Here is a 14,241-nt window from a genome sequence, read left to right as displayed (position 1 = left end):
GTTACTTCTGGAACCATTTGTTATAGATAGACTGGTAAGTCCCATCGCTTTTTACTTTTTCCAGCGCAGCGTTAAATTTCTGCTGCAGTTCGGTATTGCCCTGACGTAGCGCAATGCCGAGACCGGTGCCGAAATAGTCTTTATCGGTAACCTTGTCGCCCACCGCGGCCAGCTTCGGATTGCTCTTCAGCCATTCGGTCACTACGGCGGTATCGCCGAATACCGCATCAATACGGCCGTTCTGCAGGTCCAGCTTCGCATTCTGGTAGCTGTCGTAAGGAACGGTAGTGATTTCCGGGTGTTTGTCGGTGATGAATTTCTGGTGAGTGGTGCCGTTCTGCACGCCGACTTTTTTGCCTTTCAGGGCATCAATGCTGGTGAATTTACCCTGCTGGCCGACGAACAGCGCGGAATTCTCATAGTACGGGGTGGTGAACAGCACCTGCTTTTCACGCTCAGGAGTGATGTCCATCCCGGCCATGACCGCGTCGAAACGACGGAACTTCAGGCTGGGGATCAGGCTATCGAAGGCCTGGTTGGTAAAGGTGCAGGTCGCATCAATCTCTTTACACAGGGCGTTCGCCAGATCGACGTCAAAGCCGACAATTTTGTTGTTGGCATCGATCGATTCAAATGGAGGGTAGGAGGCCTCGGTGGCGAAACGAATGGTCTGGGCTGCGGTAGCGGAGAGGCTCATGCCCGCAAGAAGAGCGGCAATCAGTACTTTTTTCATCGTCATTTCCCCGAAAACATCAATGTGAAAGATAGTTTTTAAACGCGTCGGTCTGCGGATGCGCGAAGCAGCCGGCATCACCTTGTTCAACGATATGGCCATTTTCCATATAGACCACGCGGCTGGCTGTTTTGCGCGCCACTTCCACTTCGTGGGTGACGATAACCTGCGTAATGCCGGTTTCAGCCAGTTCGCGGATAATACTGACGATCTGGGCGGTGATTTCTGGATCGAGCGCCGCCGTGGGTTCATCAAAGAGCAGAACCTGCGGTTCCATCATTAGGGCGCGGGCAATGGCCACGCGCTGCTGCTGGCCGCCGGAAAGATGCAGCGGGTAGCGATCGCTATAGGGTTTCAGGCGCAGACGTTCGAGCAGCTTTTCCGCGCGGTCTAACGCCCGATCTTTGCTTAAACCGAGTACGCGGCAGGGGGCTTCAATCAGATTTTGCTGCACGGTCAGATGCGGCCACAGATTATACTGTTGGAAAACCATACCCACGTTCTGGCGCAGCTCGCGAATGGCTTTGTCAGAAGGCGCTTTGGTAAAGTCGAAATGGTTTCCGGCGATATGCAACGTACCGGAACGCGGCATCTCCAGCAGATTGAGGACGCGCAGCAGCGAGCTTTTACCGGCACCGCTTGGGCCGAGCAGCACCAGCGTTTCCCCCTGCGGGCAATCCAGCGTGATGTCGAACAGCGCCTGGTGCGCGCCGTAGAAGCAATTAATGCCGTTTAATTTAATGCTCATCTGGGCAGTCTGATACAAATAGCAATTGAGGCCGCAAATAGTACCTTTGGCAGAATAGTTATGCAATATTTATGCGTTAAAAGTTAAATGTAAACCATGTTTACATTTAAAGTTAGCACAAAATATGGCTTCGTGAAGGCGGGAGAAGTCAATGTCGGCATTACCAGCGGAAATGCCGACATTTTACCGGGGTTATTTCATTCGGCCTGAGCGGCCTGGCGCCCGGATTAGCGTTTTTCGAGACTCTGACGCAGGGTGCCCGCCGGCGCATGGGCGTTGTTGCCGAGATAACGCACGTCATCCACGGCCCAGCACTGGCCTTCCTGAATCATCAGTACTTCGTCCTTCCAGCTTTGGGTGCCCTGTTTCAGCTCCACGCGCAGCGGAATATTGCGCGCGTCGCGATTAGGAATGGTCGAGGCGCTGGCGACATCGGCGCTGTCGGCTGGCGTTGTGCTGCTGGAGAACAGGTTTGACTGCAGCAGGGCGTTGTTAGACGGGTCCTGACGCGCGTCGTTCAGCAGTTTTGCCAGACCGTCGCTCAGGTACGGACGCAGCGCCGTTAAATCGCTGTTGCGGTGCTGTACCTGATAGTCATAAAACTTCTGCGCCACGTCATCCGGGCCGCCTTCGATGCAGGGGCCGCTGCGGGTGCCGTTATCTTTGTAGGCAGGCGTGACGGTTGTACAGGCGCTGAGCGCCAGCGCGCAGGGGAGGACTAATGCAAGAACTTTGTAGCGCATGATGATTTCCTTATGAGCTCACTACGTTAGAATATCTGTTCAAGCATAGTGTATCAGATAGGGATTGTGCTTGACCCTTAGAGCTAACGCATTGAACGCTAAAGAAGGAGTTTGAACATGCAATTTTCAACTACGCCAACCCTCGAAGGTCAGCCCATCATCGAATACTGCGGCGTCGTCACCGGGGAAGCGATTCTCGGCGCTAACGTATTCCGCGATTTTTTCGCCAGCATCCGCGATATCGTCGGCGGTCGTTCCGGCGCCTATGAAAAAGAGCTGCGTAAAGCCCGGGAAATCGCCTTTGAAGAGCTAAGCGAACAGGCCAAAGCGCTGGGCGCCAACGCGGTTGTCGGCATTGATATTGATTATGAAACCGTCGGTAAAGATAGCAGCATGCTGATGGTCAGCGTCAGCGGCACCGCGGTGAAGACCCGGCGATGAGAATGTGCCGGGCAGGCGTCCTGCTGACGCTGCTGCTGGCGGGCTGCGCTACGGAAAAGGGCATTATCGATCGCGACGGCTATCAGCTGGATACGCGCCACCCGGCGCAGGCGGCTTATCCGCGCATCAAAGTGCTGGTGATCCACTACACCGCCGATGATTTCGACGTTTCGCTGGCGACGCTGACGGATAACCAGGTGAGCTCTCACTACCTGATTCCGGAGATACCGCCGCTGCACGGAGGCAAACCGCGGATCTGGCAGCTGGTGCCGGAAGAGGATCTGGCCTGGCATGCGGGCGTCAGCTTCTGGCGCGGCAGCACGCGTATTAACGATACCTCGATTGGTATTGAGCTGGAGAATCGCGGCTGGCAAAAAACGGCCGGGGGCAAAAGCTTCACGCCGTTTAATCCGGCGCAAATTGACGCTCTGATCCCGTTGGCGAAAGACATTATCGCCCGCTACCATATCGCGCCGCAGAACGTGGTCGCGCATGCGGACATCGCCCCGCAGCGTAAAGACGATCCGGGGCCGCTGTTCCCGTGGCGCAGGCTGGCCGAACAGGGAATTGGCGCATGGCCGGATGCCCAGCGCGTGGCGTTTTATCTGCAGGGGCGCCCGTCATACGAGCCGGTCGACGCCGCAGAGCTGCTGGACGTGCTGTCTCGCTACGGCTATCAGGTGACGCCGGACATGACCCCTGCACAGCAGAAGCGGGTCATTATGGCTTTCCAGATGCACTTCCGCCCCGAGCGCTGGGACGGGGTTGCCGATGCCCAAACCCTGGCGATAGCCGAAGCGCTGCTGGAAAAGTATGGGCGGGGTTAATAGTGCAGCTTACCGTGGTCCTTCAACCACGCGGCGGTACGGATAATGCCTTCATCCATCGTGACAACCGGCCGGTAGTCTAGCTCCTGCTGGGCGCGGGAGATATCAAGGGTGAAATCAAAGTTCAGCTTAGAGACGCCGTAGTGGGTAAAGGCGGGCTCTTTAGCTGACTTATTGCCAAAGCGCTCCATGCTGCGGGCAATAATATCCAGCATCGGGTAAGGGACCGAACGGATGCGGCACTTTATTCCCAGCTCATCGATGAGTTTCTGTACGATGCTGTGCAGGGTTTGCGGTTCGCCGTTAGTGATGTTGTACGCCCGGGCCGAGGGCAAGAGGTCGCACTGGGGCTGGCTGGCGAGCCACATCGCGTGTACCGCGTTTTCATAGTAGGTCATATCCACCAGCGCGCTGCCGCCGCGCGGCAACAGAACGCTACCGTAGTGCTGCATCATTTGCGCCAGCCGCGGGATAAACACTTTATCATGCGGGCCAAACAGGCTCTGCGGGCGCAGGATCGTAAAGCGGGTATTCGGGTTGGCCTGCGCCAGAAGATGGATCACCTCTTCGCTTGCCGCTTTGCTGCGGGCGAATTCGTTGGCGAAACGCTGCGGGCGAAAATCTTCCTTAACATCGCGATGATGGTGATAATCAAAATAGAGCGACGGCGAAGAGATGTGCACGAAGTTGCGCACGCCCCAGGCTACCGACCACTCGCCGAGACGGCGAGTCGCGCGGACGTTAGCTAAATCGAAGGCCTGCTGGGTGCCCCACGGCGAGGTAAAGCTGGAACAGTGCCACAGGGTATCGATACCGGCAAGCATCACTTTGGCCTGCGAAGAGACCAGCTCGGTTAAGTCCGCAGGGACGAACTCTGCGCCCATTTTGCTCAGAAGCTTGCCCATCGCTTCGTTGCGCCCGGTCGCTCTGACGCTAATGCCCCTGTTACGCAGATATTCCACCGCGTTGCGGCCCAATCCGCTGGTCGCACCGGTAACCAGTACCTTCATATCGATCCACTGTTAAACAAAAGAATTTCGTGCGCATTTTTCCGTGATTCTGACTACGATGCAATGAGAATCATGAAAGAATTCTATACGTATACTCTATTTGATGGTGATTTGCTCCGCCAGGTGGGCGATGCGTCGCGCCATACCGCGAAAAATAAACAGATGCGCCGGGATCATCAGTAGCCAGTAGAAGAGCCCCGGCATACCGTGCGGGTGCCACCAGGCGCGCACGTCCAGCTCGCGATGATCGCCTTTATCGCGCAGGGTAAAGCTCAGGCGGCCAAGGCCGGGCGCTTTCATGCCGAATAACAGCGTCAGCTGCTTTTCCGGCTCGACGATAATGACCTTCCAGCTGTCCACCGCGTCGCCGGTTTGCAGATACGCTCTTTCCGGACGCCCCTTTGCCAGCCGATGGCCGACCAGCAGGTCCATCGCCCCGCGCGTTTTCCACAGCACGTTACCGAAGAAATAGCCCTCTTTGCCGCCGATTTGGTTGATCACCTCCCACAGCGCGCCGGAGCTGGCGGAAGTATTAACGGTACAGCCCGCCTGTTTCGGATAGTAGCCGTATTCGGGCCGCCAGCGGGCGAAGGCCTGCGCATCGTAGCCCCAGTCGCTGGAGTTCACTAGCTGCTCCTCTTCTTTAAGCGTGCGGCGCACCGCCTCATCAAACGCGATAAGCGATTGAGGAATTAAGGCCCGCAGGGCGCGATCGTCGGCGATCAGATCGTGCTTTAGCCCCTGAATCAGGGCTTTGGCCGTGGTTGGCGGCACCGAGGTAATCACATTGAGAAACCACACTGAAATCCAGCGGGTAGGGAAAGGAACAGGAATCAGCGGGCGTCGTTTGCCGCTGACCGCCATAAAGCGGATAAACTGCTGCTGATAGCTTAACGTTTCCGGCCCGGCGGCTTCAAACACCCGATGCTCGCGGGACGGATGGTCAAGCAACCGCAGCAGATAGTAGAGCAAATTTTCCAGCGCAATCGGCGTAGTGCGCGAGCGTACCCAGCGCGGCGGCGTCAGCACCGGCAGGTTGTAAACCATATCGCGCATCACTTCGAAGGCGGCGGAACCGGCGCCGACGATAATGCCGGCGCGAACTTCCGCTACCGGGACGCCCGATTCGCGCAGCAGATCGCCGGTGATCTGGCGGGCGCGTAGATGATCGGATTGCTCCTGCTCCGCCACCTGTAAGGAACTGAGAAAGATGACTTCGTTCACCGGCGTCTCGCGCAGCGCGTCGCGAACGTTGAGCGCGACCTGCCGCTCGTGGCGGATAAAGTCGCCGCCTTCGCCCATCCCGTGCACCAGATAGTAAACGGTATCAGCCTGCGCCAGCAGGTCGGGTAGCGCTTCCGGCTGGTTTAAATCGAGCGAATAGCACTCGACGCCGGGGAGATGCTGTTTTTTAAGCCTGTCGATGTGGCGTGCCGCCGCCAGCACGGTGAAGCCCTGCTCGCTGAGTCTTTTCACCAGATGCTGGCCGATATAACCGCTGGCGCCAAGCACCAGAATTCGCTGCGACACACCGGACTCCTTAACGGTTTAAAAATGCCTGCCAGTGGCTCACTACTTCGGCGAGCTGCTGGCGGTTAACGTCAATATGCGTCACCAGGCGCACGATGGGCGAGGCGTTGATCAGCACCCCGCGTTCGCGCAGATACTCGCCCAGCGCGGTGGCGCGCGCTTCACCAACGCGAACAAACAGCATATTGGTATCGTGGCGCATCACGTCAGCGCCGACGGCGCGCAGCTGCTCCGCCATCCACGCGGCGTTGTCATGATCCTCTTTCAGGCGCGCGACGTTGTTCTGCAAAGCATACAGGCCAGCCGCCGCCAGAATCCCCGCCTGACGCATTCCGCCGCCGACCATTTTCCGCCAGCGGATCGCGCGGCGAATATACTCTTCGCTCCCTACCAGCAGCGAGCCTACCGGCGCGCCAAGGCCTTTGGACAGGCAGATGGTGAAAGAATCGCAGTAGCGGGTGATATCGCGCAGCTCGCAGCCGTAGTCCACGACGGCGTTAAAAATACGCGCGCCGTCCACGTGCAGTCCGAGGCCGCGCTGGCGCGTGAATTCCCAGGCTTCTTTCAGATATTCACGCGGCAGCACTTTGCCGTTATGGGTATTTTCCAGCGACAGCAGGCGGGTGGGCGCGAAATGAATATCGTCCGGTTTGATTTTGGCCGCGACTTTGTCCAGCGGCAGGGTGCCGTCCGCTGCGGCGTCGATGGGCTGCGGTTGGATGCTGCCGAGTACCGCCGCGCCGCCGGCTTCATAGAGATAGTTATGCGCGCCCTGGCCGACGATATACTCTTCGCCGCGCTGGCAGTGGCTGAGCAGGGCGACCAGGTTGGCCTGGGTGCCGGTGGGCAAGAAGATCGCGGCTTCTTTGCCCGCCAGCTCGGCAGCAAAGCGCTGGAGTTCGTTAACGGTCGGGTCGTCGCCATAGACGTCATCCCCGACCGGGGCGGCCATCATAGCTTCCAGCATGGCGCGGCCCGGGCGGGTGACGGTATCACTGCGTAAATCTATCATGTCATATCCTTATACACTTCATTCTTCGCGCTGCTTCTGCGTTGGCTACACCCTCAAAGCCCGGTCACATAGTTATCTATGCTCCCGGGGATGTTCGGGCTTGCCGCCTTGAGGCAACACGAAGGATTTTGTGTATGAATTGAAAAGGATATTTTTACCTTAGCCAGTTAGTTTTCGCCAGTTCAATAACCTCGTCGCCGCGGCCGCTGATAATCGCGCGCAGCATATAAAGGCTGAAACCTTTGGCCTGCTCCAGTTTGATTTGCGGCGGCATCGCCAGCTCTTCACTGGCGACGACCACATCCACCAGTACCGGGCCATCGGTAGCGAAAGCGGTTTGCAGCGCTTCATCAACCTCTGACGCACGCTCAACGCGTATGCCCTTGATACCACACGCTTCGGCGATGCGGGCAAAGTTGGTGGCGTGCAGCTCGGTGCCGTCTGTCAGATAGCCCCCGGCCTTCATCTCCATCGCCACGAAACCCAGTACGCTGTTATTGAAGATAACGATTTTCACCGGCAGCTTCATTTGCGCCAGCGAGAGGAAATCCCCCATTAGCATGCTAAAGCCGCCGTCGCCGCACATTGCCACGACCTGGCGGTCGGGAGCCGTGGCTTTTGCGCCGATGGCCTGCGGCATGGCGTTAGCCATTGACCCATGGTTGAAGGAGCCGAGCAGGCGGCGCTTGCCGTTCATCTGCAGATAGCGCGCGGCCCAGACGGTCGGCGTACCCACGTCACAGGTAAAAATGGCGTCCTCGTCGGCAAAGTGGCTGATGCGCTGCGCCAGATACTGCGGATGAAGCGTTTTGTCGCTGGGCTTGGCCAGATCGTCGAGCCCCTTACGCGCGTCGCGATAGTGTTCCAGCGCTTTATCGAGGAATTTGCGGTCGGTTTTCTCTTCGAGAAGCGGCAGCAGCGCGTTGAGGGTGGATTTGATATCGCCGACCAGCGCCATGTCCACTTTACTGTGGGCGCCGATACTGCCGGGGTTGATATCGATCTGAATAATTTTCGCGTCCGTCGGGTAGAAGGCGCGATAGGGGAACTGGGTGCCGAGCAGTACCAGGGTGTCGGCGTTCATCATGGTGTGGAAGCCGGAGGAGAAGCCAATCAGCCCGGTCATCCCCACATCATAAGGGTTGTCGTATTCAACGTGCTCTTTGCCGCGCAGCGCATGAACGATAGGCGCTTTGAGCTTCGCGGCGAACGCCACCAGCTCTTTATGCGCTCCGGCGCAGCCGCTGCCGCACATCAGGGCGATGTTGCTGGAATAGCGCAGCAGCTGGGCCAGCTTCTTCAGCTCTTCTTCCGCCGGCGTCACCTGCGGCAGCGGCGCGTGGTACCAGTGGCTGCTGGCGCTTTCCGGCGCGGGTTTTAGCGCAACGTCGCCGGGGAGCACCACTACCGAGACGCCGCGGTTAATTACTGCTTTGCGCATGGCGATGGCCAGCACCTGCGGAATTTGTTCCGGGGATGAGACCAGTTCGCAGTAGTGGCTGCATTCGCGGAACAGCTCCTGAGGGTGCGTCTCCTGAAAATAGCCGCTGCCGATTTCACTGGAAGGAATATGGGCGGCGATAGCCAGCACCGGAACATGGTTGCGGTGACAGTCGAAAAGGCCGTTAATCAGGTGCAGGTTGCCCGGCCCGCAGGAACCGGCGCATACCGCCAGTTCGCCGGTAAGCTGGGCCTCCGCTCCGGCGGCGAAGGCGGCCACTTCTTCGTGGCGCGTGGGCATCCAATCGATGGTCCCCATGCGGTTCAGGCTGTCGCTTAAGCCGTTAAGAGAATCCCCGGTTACGCCCCAAATACGTTTAACGCCAGCCTGTTCAAGAGTTTTGGCAATGTATGCCGCCACGGTCTGTTTCATGGTTCTCCATCTCCTTTTTGTGATAACGCTTACAAGCTTAGATGATACTGCCAGTTACGCTCGCTTTAACCCCTCATTTTCGCTGGTTTTTTTCAGCAAAAACTCCGCATAATCTGTGCTCACATAAAGTGGTAAACAGGAATCATTTCAAATGGTTAAATCGCTGTTAAATGCTGTTAATAAACTGCTGTCTCATGACGATTTCGGCAAACTCTTGTTACGACTTGCCGTTGGCGGACTGATGCTGTTTCACGGATTGCACAAGCTATTTGATGGCGTAGGGGGAATCAGCAATATGCTGGTAGCAAAAGGATTGCCGGGTTTTATCGCTTATGGGGTATTAGTGGGTGAGGTGGTTGCGCCTTGCCTGCTGATCCTGGGAATTCTTACCCGTCCGGCGGCGCTGGTGCTGGCGTTTACGATGGTCGTCGCCTGGCTGATGGTCGGGACGGGCAAAACCTTCGCGCTGGATGCGGTCGGCGCGTGGGCGATTGAGAGCCTGGTCTATTTTTTCGTGGGTGCGCTGGCGGTCGCTTTTTTGGGGGCAGGGCGCTATGCCATCGCCGGCAATTCGGCCTGGCGGTAAAGATAGCCGGATGGCGCTGCGCCATCCGGCAGTTGCTGGTTAAGCCAGTACCAGATCGCCCCGCGGATGGCAGGAGCAGGCCAGCACGTAGCCTTCTGCGATTTCCGCATCGGTTAACGTCATGGTACTGCTGACGGTATACTCGCCGGAAACCACTTTCGTTTTGCAGCAGCCGCAGACGCCTGCGCGACAGGCGACGGTAACCGGCACTTTGTTACTTTCCAGCGCTTCGAGCAGCGTGGCGCCGACCGGCGCATAGAACGCTTTCGCCAGCTGCAGTTTGGTGAACTTCAGGCCGCTGGTAGCGGCGTCGGCTACCGGCGTAAAGAACTGCTCTTTGAAGAAGCGCGTCGCGCCCAGCGCTTTCACTTCCTGCTCAACCCACTCCATATACGGCGCCGGGCCGCAGGTCATGACGGTACGCGATGCCAGATCCGGCACGCTTTGCAGCAGTTCGGTCGTTAAACGTCCTGCCACGAAACCGTGGGCGGCGTGATTTTCCGCCACCAGCGTCACCGGATACTGACGCCATTCCTCAGCGAAAATGACATCCTGGGGAGAACGCACGTTAAAAATCACCTGAACATCAGCCTGCGGGCGATATTTCGCCAGCCAGCGGCGCATTGACATGATTGGCGTGACGCCGCATCCTGCGGCCAGCATCAGGAATTTATCGTCCGCTTTATCGTCACAGGTGAAATCACCCATCGCGTCGGACAGCCAGATATAGTCGCCGCGCTTCACGTCGCGGGTGAGCCACTGCGAACCCGCGCCCTCGTCAATACGGCGTACGGTCAGCGTAAGATATTCGCTAACGCCCGGCGTCGAGGAGAGGCTGTAGGCACGCAGCGTCTCCGGCGAATTGCGTACGCTGACCAGCGCGTACTGCCCGGCACGATACGGATAATAGTCGTGGCAGAGCAACGAAATTGTCCACACATCCGGCGTTTCCTGATGGATGTGGTGAACCTGCATCCGCCACGGGCACTGATGGGTTGGCAAAGTCATACTTTTACTCCTTACGCGCTCAGCAGTTGCTTCATGTCTTCTTCTACGGTGGTCACCGAACGCAGACCGAATTTCTCATTAAGCACGGCCAGCAGATCCGGCGTGAAGAAGCCCGGCGCCGTCGGGCCGGTGACGATGTTTTTCACGCCCAGCGAGAGAAGGGTCAGCAGGATGACAATCGCTTTTTGCTCGAACCAGGAAAGTACCAGCGATAGCGGCAGGTCATTGACGCCGCAGCCCAGTTTTTCCGCCAGGGTGACCGCCAGGATGATGGCGGAGTAAGCGTCGTTACACTGACCGGCATCGACCAGACGCGGTAGACCTTCGATATCGCCGAATTCGAGTTTGTTGAAACGGTACTTACCGCAGGCCAGGGTCAGGATCAGGCAGTCGTCCGGTACGCTGGTGGCGAAATCGGTGAAGTAGTTACGTTCGCCGCGCGCCCCGTCGCAGCCGCCCACCAGGAAGATATGGCGCAGCTTTTCACGGCTCACCAGGTCGATCAGCGTATCCGCCGCGCCCAGCAGGGTCTGACGACCGAAACCAACGGTGATCAGGTGCGGGATCTCGCTGTACGGGAAGCCCGCCATCTGCTGCGCCTGAGCGATAACCGGGGCGAAATCTTCGCCTTCCAGATGATTCACGCCCGGCCAGCCGACGATGCTGCGGGTCCAGATACGATCGTCATAGGCGCCGACGGTTGGGTCGATGATGCAGTTTGAGGTCATGACAATCGGGCCAGGGAAGCGGGCAAACTCGACCTGCTGGTTTTGCCAGCCGCTGCCGTAGTTACCGATCAAATGTTTGAATTTACGCAGCTCCGGGTAACCGTGCGCCGGCAGCATTTCACCGTGGGTGTAGACGTTAACGCCGGTGCCTTCGGTCTGCTCCAGCAGGTTGTACAGATCTTTCAGGTCATGGCCAGAAATCAGGATACATTTGCCTTCGGTCGCTTTGACGTTGACCTGCGTCGGGGTGGGATGGCCATATTTGCTGGTCTCGCCGGCGTCCAGAATGCTCATGACTTTAAAGTTCATCTGGCCGATTTCCATCGAACATTCCAGCAGCGCGTTCATATCGGCAGGCCAGGTACCGAGCCACGCCATGATTTTGTGGTACTGGGCGTAGATGGCGTTGTCGTACTGACCGAGAACGTGGGCGTGTTCCATGTAGGCCGCCGCGCCTTTCAGACCGTACAGGCACAGCAGGCGCAGGCCGAGAATATTCTCGCCGATGGCCGCTTTGTCTTTGTTCGGGGTGAATTCCGCCGCCTGACGCTGCAGGTCGCCGAGATCGTCACTCACTAACTGCAGATCGGCCATCGGGTTATCAACCGTCGCATGAGCGTCGATATTCAGGCTCCGGGCTTTCAGCGCTTCGCGCAGGGTGATGGCCTCGCGGGCGTAGCCAACGATACGCGGGGAGTCGAAGTTAACGTTGGTCAGCGTGGAAAAAAAAGCGCGCGGCGCGAAGCTATCGATGTCATGGTCGATGATGCCGTATTCGCGGGCTTTAAGCGCCCATGCGGAGAGGCCCTGCAGAGAAGCAATCAACAGATCCTGCAGATCGGACGTTTCGGCCGTTTTCCCGCACATACCCTGCGCGTAAGAGCAGCCGTTCCCTGCCGGGGTACGGATGGTTTGTTCACATTGCACACAAAACATGGTCACACCTTTTTTAAAGTTATATTTAATATACATGTTTAAGGTTATGCCCGAGCGCGTGAAGATAAAAGGTATTTCTCGTACAACTTACAGGGAGATTGATTTAGCGCAAAATTGGCGGCAGGGAACTACCGCCAGAGAGGTATTAAGCGGAGAAAAAAGCCATCAAGATGGGCACCAGCAGGCTCAGAATGAAGCCATGCACGATGGCCGCCGGGACGATCTCCACCCCGCCTGAGCGTTGTAGTACCGGCAGCGTAAAGTCCATTGATGTCGCGCCGCAAAGGCCTAACGCCGTTGAACGGCTGCGGCGCACCAGCCCGGGGATAAGCATAATCGCCAGCAGTTCACGGGCAAGATCGTTAAAGAATGCCGCGCTGCCAATCACCGGGCCATAGGATTCGGTCAGCAGGATCCCGGAGAGCGAATACCAGCCAAAACCGGAGGCCATGGCCAGCCCGGTTTTTAGCGGCAGGTCGAGAATAAAGGCATTGATGACGCCGCCCAGCAATGAACTGACCATCACCACCACCGCGACAATCATGCCGCGACGATTAAGAACGATTTGCCGCAGCGTCATGCCATTATTACGCAGCTGAATACCGATGAGGAACAAAAGGAAAATCAGCGTATATTCGCTGGCCTCGGTGGCGTGTTGTAAAAAAGAGAGACCGCTCAGACCAATCAGGAAGCCAATAAGCACCACGCCGCATAGCTGAAGGGATTCCAGCGCCATTGCCAGACGCGAGGGTAATTTTTCCTGACGATGATGATTTTGCCAGGGCATTTTCTGTTCAAGCCACATCAGGGCGGCAATATTGCACAGCATAATAATAACGACGCTGACCGCCGCATAATGAAGGATCGCCAGAAGATTGCTGGCCAGATTGTCCAGGAAGGCCAGGCTAATACCCATAAAGAAGAGAATAACGTAGACGATCCAGCTCAGAAATCGCGTAATGAGTTTAAGGGCTGATGGCCGATGAAGAGGAATAAGATAGCCTATGACCAACGGCAGCAGAATGATTAATAGTCCCGAAAACATGAACGACACGATCCTTGCAGAGTGAAAATAGCGTCACTGACACTACCCAAATCGCCGGACTGAGTAAAGTAGTCGGAAAAAAGAAAGGCCCGGTAGTACCGGGCCTCAAGAGAATCGTGGGAGCTTAGCTGCGTTTTTCCAGCAGGGTGCGGTAGAGCACGCCGCCGAGAATGCCGCCGATAATCGGCATTACCCAGAATAGCCACAGCTGCTGCAGCGCCCAGCCGCCCTGGAAAATCGCTACCGCGGTGCTACGCGCCGGGTTTACCGACGTGTTGGTGACCGGAATGCTGATTAGGTGAATAAGCGTCAGCGCCAGACCAATGGCGATAGGGGCGAAGCCGGCAGGGGCGTTTTTATCCGTGGCGCCGTGAATAACCAGCAGGAAGCCGCAGGTCAGGACAATCTCAATCACAATGGCGGAAAGCATGGAGAAGCCGCCCGGAGAGTGTTCGCCATAACCGTTCGAAGCGAACCCGCTAGCGGCGGCGTCGAAGCCCGCTTTACCGCTGGCGACAACATACAGAATAGCGGCGGCGATAATACCGCCGACAACCTGGGCGATAATATAACCAATTACCTCTTTGGCCGGGAAACGACCGCCGGCCCATAAACCTAAAGTCACCGCTGGGTTAAAATGCCCGCCGGAAATATGACCAACGGCATAGGCCATGGTTAATACGGTTAAACCGAAAGCCAGCGCGACGCCGGCAAAACCAATTCCCAGTTCCGGGAACGCTGCAGCCAGAACGGCGCTGCCGCAACCACCGAATACCAGCCAGAATGTACCAAAGCATTCTGCTGCTAATTTTCTAAACATAACCACCTCAATAAAAACGTAAACGCGCACGAGTTTTCGTGCCGGCCTTTATTTTCGACACAAAGAATGACGACTAGAATAAAGCGACGCTATTCTATGGACGATCGCTACTCCGGGACCAGTTAAATAAATTGATGTAATTTGATTTAGAACAATGTGCTGGGATTCCTTTTTTCATGGGAATTTTTAAAAGTGTAGAAC

The 14,241-nt window shown here is 57.1% G+C and carries 14 protein-coding genes; 3 read left to right on the top strand and 11 right to left on the bottom strand.

The annotated features are described in order from the left end of the window. Window position 1: 1 nt before the first annotated feature. The 3 genes from artI to ACE3MN_RS17780 all read right to left on the bottom strand — a co-directional run bounded on the left by artI (window position 2) and on the right by ACE3MN_RS17780 (window position 2,224). Complete coding sequence (gene artI / locus ACE3MN_RS17790) at window positions 2-733, bottom strand: arginine ABC transporter substrate-binding protein ArtI (protein ID WP_004130868.1); 732 nt, start codon at window positions 731-733, stop codon at window positions 2-4. Between the two features lie 19 nt (window positions 734-752). Continuing rightward, window positions 753-1,481: an arginine ABC transporter ATP-binding protein ArtP gene (artP, locus tag ACE3MN_RS17785; RefSeq protein ID WP_024360099.1), complete on the bottom strand. Its 729-nt coding sequence runs from the start codon at window positions 1,479-1,481 to the stop codon at window positions 753-755. A 227-nt stretch (window positions 1,482-1,708) separates the two neighbouring features. Further along, on the bottom strand, window positions 1,709-2,224 hold the full coding sequence (locus ACE3MN_RS17780) for a lipoprotein (RefSeq protein WP_004849391.1): 516 nt from the start codon (window positions 2,222-2,224) through the stop codon (window positions 1,709-1,711). Between the two features lie 117 nt (window positions 2,225-2,341). Between ACE3MN_RS17780 and ACE3MN_RS17775 the strand changes: the two genes are divergently transcribed. Both ACE3MN_RS17775 and ACE3MN_RS17770 read left to right on the top strand, forming a co-directional pair. After that, window positions 2,342-2,665, top strand: coding sequence for a heavy metal-binding domain-containing protein (locus ACE3MN_RS17775; RefSeq protein ID WP_004100606.1), 324 nt, complete (start codon window positions 2,342-2,344; stop codon window positions 2,663-2,665). Then, window positions 2,662-3,492: an N-acetylmuramoyl-L-alanine amidase gene (locus ACE3MN_RS17770; RefSeq protein WP_049087316.1), complete on the top strand. Its 831-nt coding sequence runs from the start codon at window positions 2,662-2,664 to the stop codon at window positions 3,490-3,492. The genes ACE3MN_RS17775 and ACE3MN_RS17770 overlap by 4 nt, the downstream gene beginning before the upstream one ends. On the opposite strand, the gene ACE3MN_RS17765 is transcribed toward ACE3MN_RS17770, so the two are convergent. The 4 genes from ACE3MN_RS17765 to poxB form a co-directional block, all read right to left on the bottom strand. Then, a complete protein-coding gene (locus tag ACE3MN_RS17765; protein WP_024360097.1) occupies window positions 3,489-4,502 on the bottom strand; it encodes an NAD(P)-dependent oxidoreductase in 1,014 nt (337 codons plus the stop codon). The two genes, ACE3MN_RS17770 and ACE3MN_RS17765, sit on opposite strands and share 4 nt — an antisense overlap. Window positions 4,503-4,598: 96 nt before the next feature. Next, window positions 4,599-6,032, bottom strand: coding sequence for a DUF2867 domain-containing protein (locus ACE3MN_RS17760; protein WP_375364125.1), 1,434 nt, complete (start codon window positions 6,030-6,032; stop codon window positions 4,599-4,601). Between the two features lie 10 nt (window positions 6,033-6,042). Then, window positions 6,043-7,044 carry a low-specificity L-threonine aldolase gene (ltaE, locus tag ACE3MN_RS17755; RefSeq protein ID WP_004871751.1) on the bottom strand — a complete coding sequence of 334 codons (1,002 nt, stop codon included), beginning with the start codon at window positions 7,042-7,044 and terminating at the stop codon, window positions 6,043-6,045. Between the two features lie 154 nt (window positions 7,045-7,198). Then, window positions 7,199-8,917: a ubiquinone-dependent pyruvate dehydrogenase gene (gene poxB, locus ACE3MN_RS17750; RefSeq protein ID WP_024360095.1), complete on the bottom strand. Its 1,719-nt coding sequence runs from the start codon at window positions 8,915-8,917 to the stop codon at window positions 7,199-7,201. A gap of 151 nt (window positions 8,918-9,068) precedes the next feature. Between poxB and ACE3MN_RS17745 the strand changes: the two genes are divergently transcribed. After that, window positions 9,069-9,503, top strand: a complete 435-nt coding sequence (locus tag ACE3MN_RS17745; RefSeq protein WP_004871745.1) for a DoxX family protein — start codon at window positions 9,069-9,071, stop codon at window positions 9,501-9,503. 39 nt (window positions 9,504-9,542) lie between these two features. On the opposite strand, the gene hcr is transcribed toward ACE3MN_RS17745, so the two are convergent. The 4 genes from hcr to aqpZ all read right to left on the bottom strand — a co-directional run bounded on the left by hcr (window position 9,543) and on the right by aqpZ (window position 14,040). Further along, window positions 9,543-10,511 (bottom strand): NADH oxidoreductase, encoded by a 969-nt coding sequence (gene hcr / locus ACE3MN_RS17740; RefSeq protein WP_082237382.1) that lies wholly within the window; start codon window positions 10,509-10,511, stop codon window positions 9,543-9,545. Between the two features lie 11 nt (window positions 10,512-10,522). After that, the gene (hcp, locus tag ACE3MN_RS17735) at window positions 10,523-12,175 is read right to left on the bottom strand and encodes a hydroxylamine reductase (protein WP_098140534.1); all 1,653 of its coding nucleotides are present in this window, start codon (window positions 12,173-12,175) and stop codon (window positions 10,523-10,525) included. 145 nt (window positions 12,176-12,320) lie between these two features. Beyond that, complete coding sequence (locus tag ACE3MN_RS17730; RefSeq protein ID WP_004871736.1) at window positions 12,321-13,220, bottom strand: lysine exporter LysO family protein; 900 nt, start codon at window positions 13,218-13,220, stop codon at window positions 12,321-12,323. 124 nt (window positions 13,221-13,344) lie between these two features. Next, window positions 13,345-14,040, bottom strand: coding sequence for an aquaporin Z (gene aqpZ / locus ACE3MN_RS17725; RefSeq protein WP_004130892.1), 696 nt, complete (start codon window positions 14,038-14,040; stop codon window positions 13,345-13,347). Window positions 14,041-14,241: the final 201 nt, after the last annotated feature.

The organism is Klebsiella grimontii (assembly GCF_042137965.1).
Lineage (GTDB): Bacteria > Pseudomonadota > Gammaproteobacteria > Enterobacterales > Enterobacteriaceae > Klebsiella > Klebsiella grimontii.
Note: the sequence above shows the minus strand (reverse complement) of the source record. Positions and strands in the feature narration are given on the sequence as shown.

Coding starts and splice junctions, on each gene's coding strand:
- artI (WP_004130868.1), bottom strand. CDS start 733: ATGAAAAAAGTACTGATTGCCGCTCTTCTTGCGGGCATGAGCCTCTCC.
- artP (WP_024360099.1), bottom strand. CDS start 1,481: ATGAGCATTAAATTAAACGGCATTAATTGCTTCTACGGCGCGCACCAG.
- ACE3MN_RS17780 (WP_004849391.1), bottom strand. CDS start 2,224: ATGCGCTACAAAGTTCTTGCATTAGTCCTCCCCTGCGCGCTGGCGCTC.
- ACE3MN_RS17775 (WP_004100606.1), top strand. CDS start 2,342: ATGCAATTTTCAACTACGCCAACCCTCGAAGGTCAGCCCATCATCGAA.
- ACE3MN_RS17770 (WP_049087316.1), top strand. CDS start 2,662: ATGAGAATGTGCCGGGCAGGCGTCCTGCTGACGCTGCTGCTGGCGGGC.
- ACE3MN_RS17765 (WP_024360097.1), bottom strand. CDS start 4,502: ATGAAGGTACTGGTTACCGGTGCGACCAGCGGATTGGGCCGCAACGCG.
- ltaE (WP_004871751.1), bottom strand. CDS start 7,044: ATGATAGATTTACGCAGTGATACCGTCACCCGCCCGGGCCGCGCCATG.
- poxB (WP_024360095.1), bottom strand. CDS start 8,917: ATGAAACAGACCGTGGCGGCATACATTGCCAAAACTCTTGAACAGGCT.
- ACE3MN_RS17745 (WP_004871745.1), top strand. CDS start 9,069: ATGGTTAAATCGCTGTTAAATGCTGTTAATAAACTGCTGTCTCATGAC.
- hcr (WP_082237382.1), bottom strand. CDS start 10,511: ATGACTTTGCCAACCCATCAGTGCCCGTGGCGGATGCAGGTTCACCAC.
- hcp (WP_098140534.1), bottom strand. CDS start 12,175: ATGTTTTGTGTGCAATGTGAACAAACCATCCGTACCCCGGCAGGGAAC.
- ACE3MN_RS17730 (WP_004871736.1), bottom strand. CDS start 13,220: ATGTTTTCGGGACTATTAATCATTCTGCTGCCGTTGGTCATAGGCTAT.
- aqpZ (WP_004130892.1), bottom strand. CDS start 14,040: ATGTTTAGAAAATTAGCAGCAGAATGCTTTGGTACATTCTGGCTGGTA.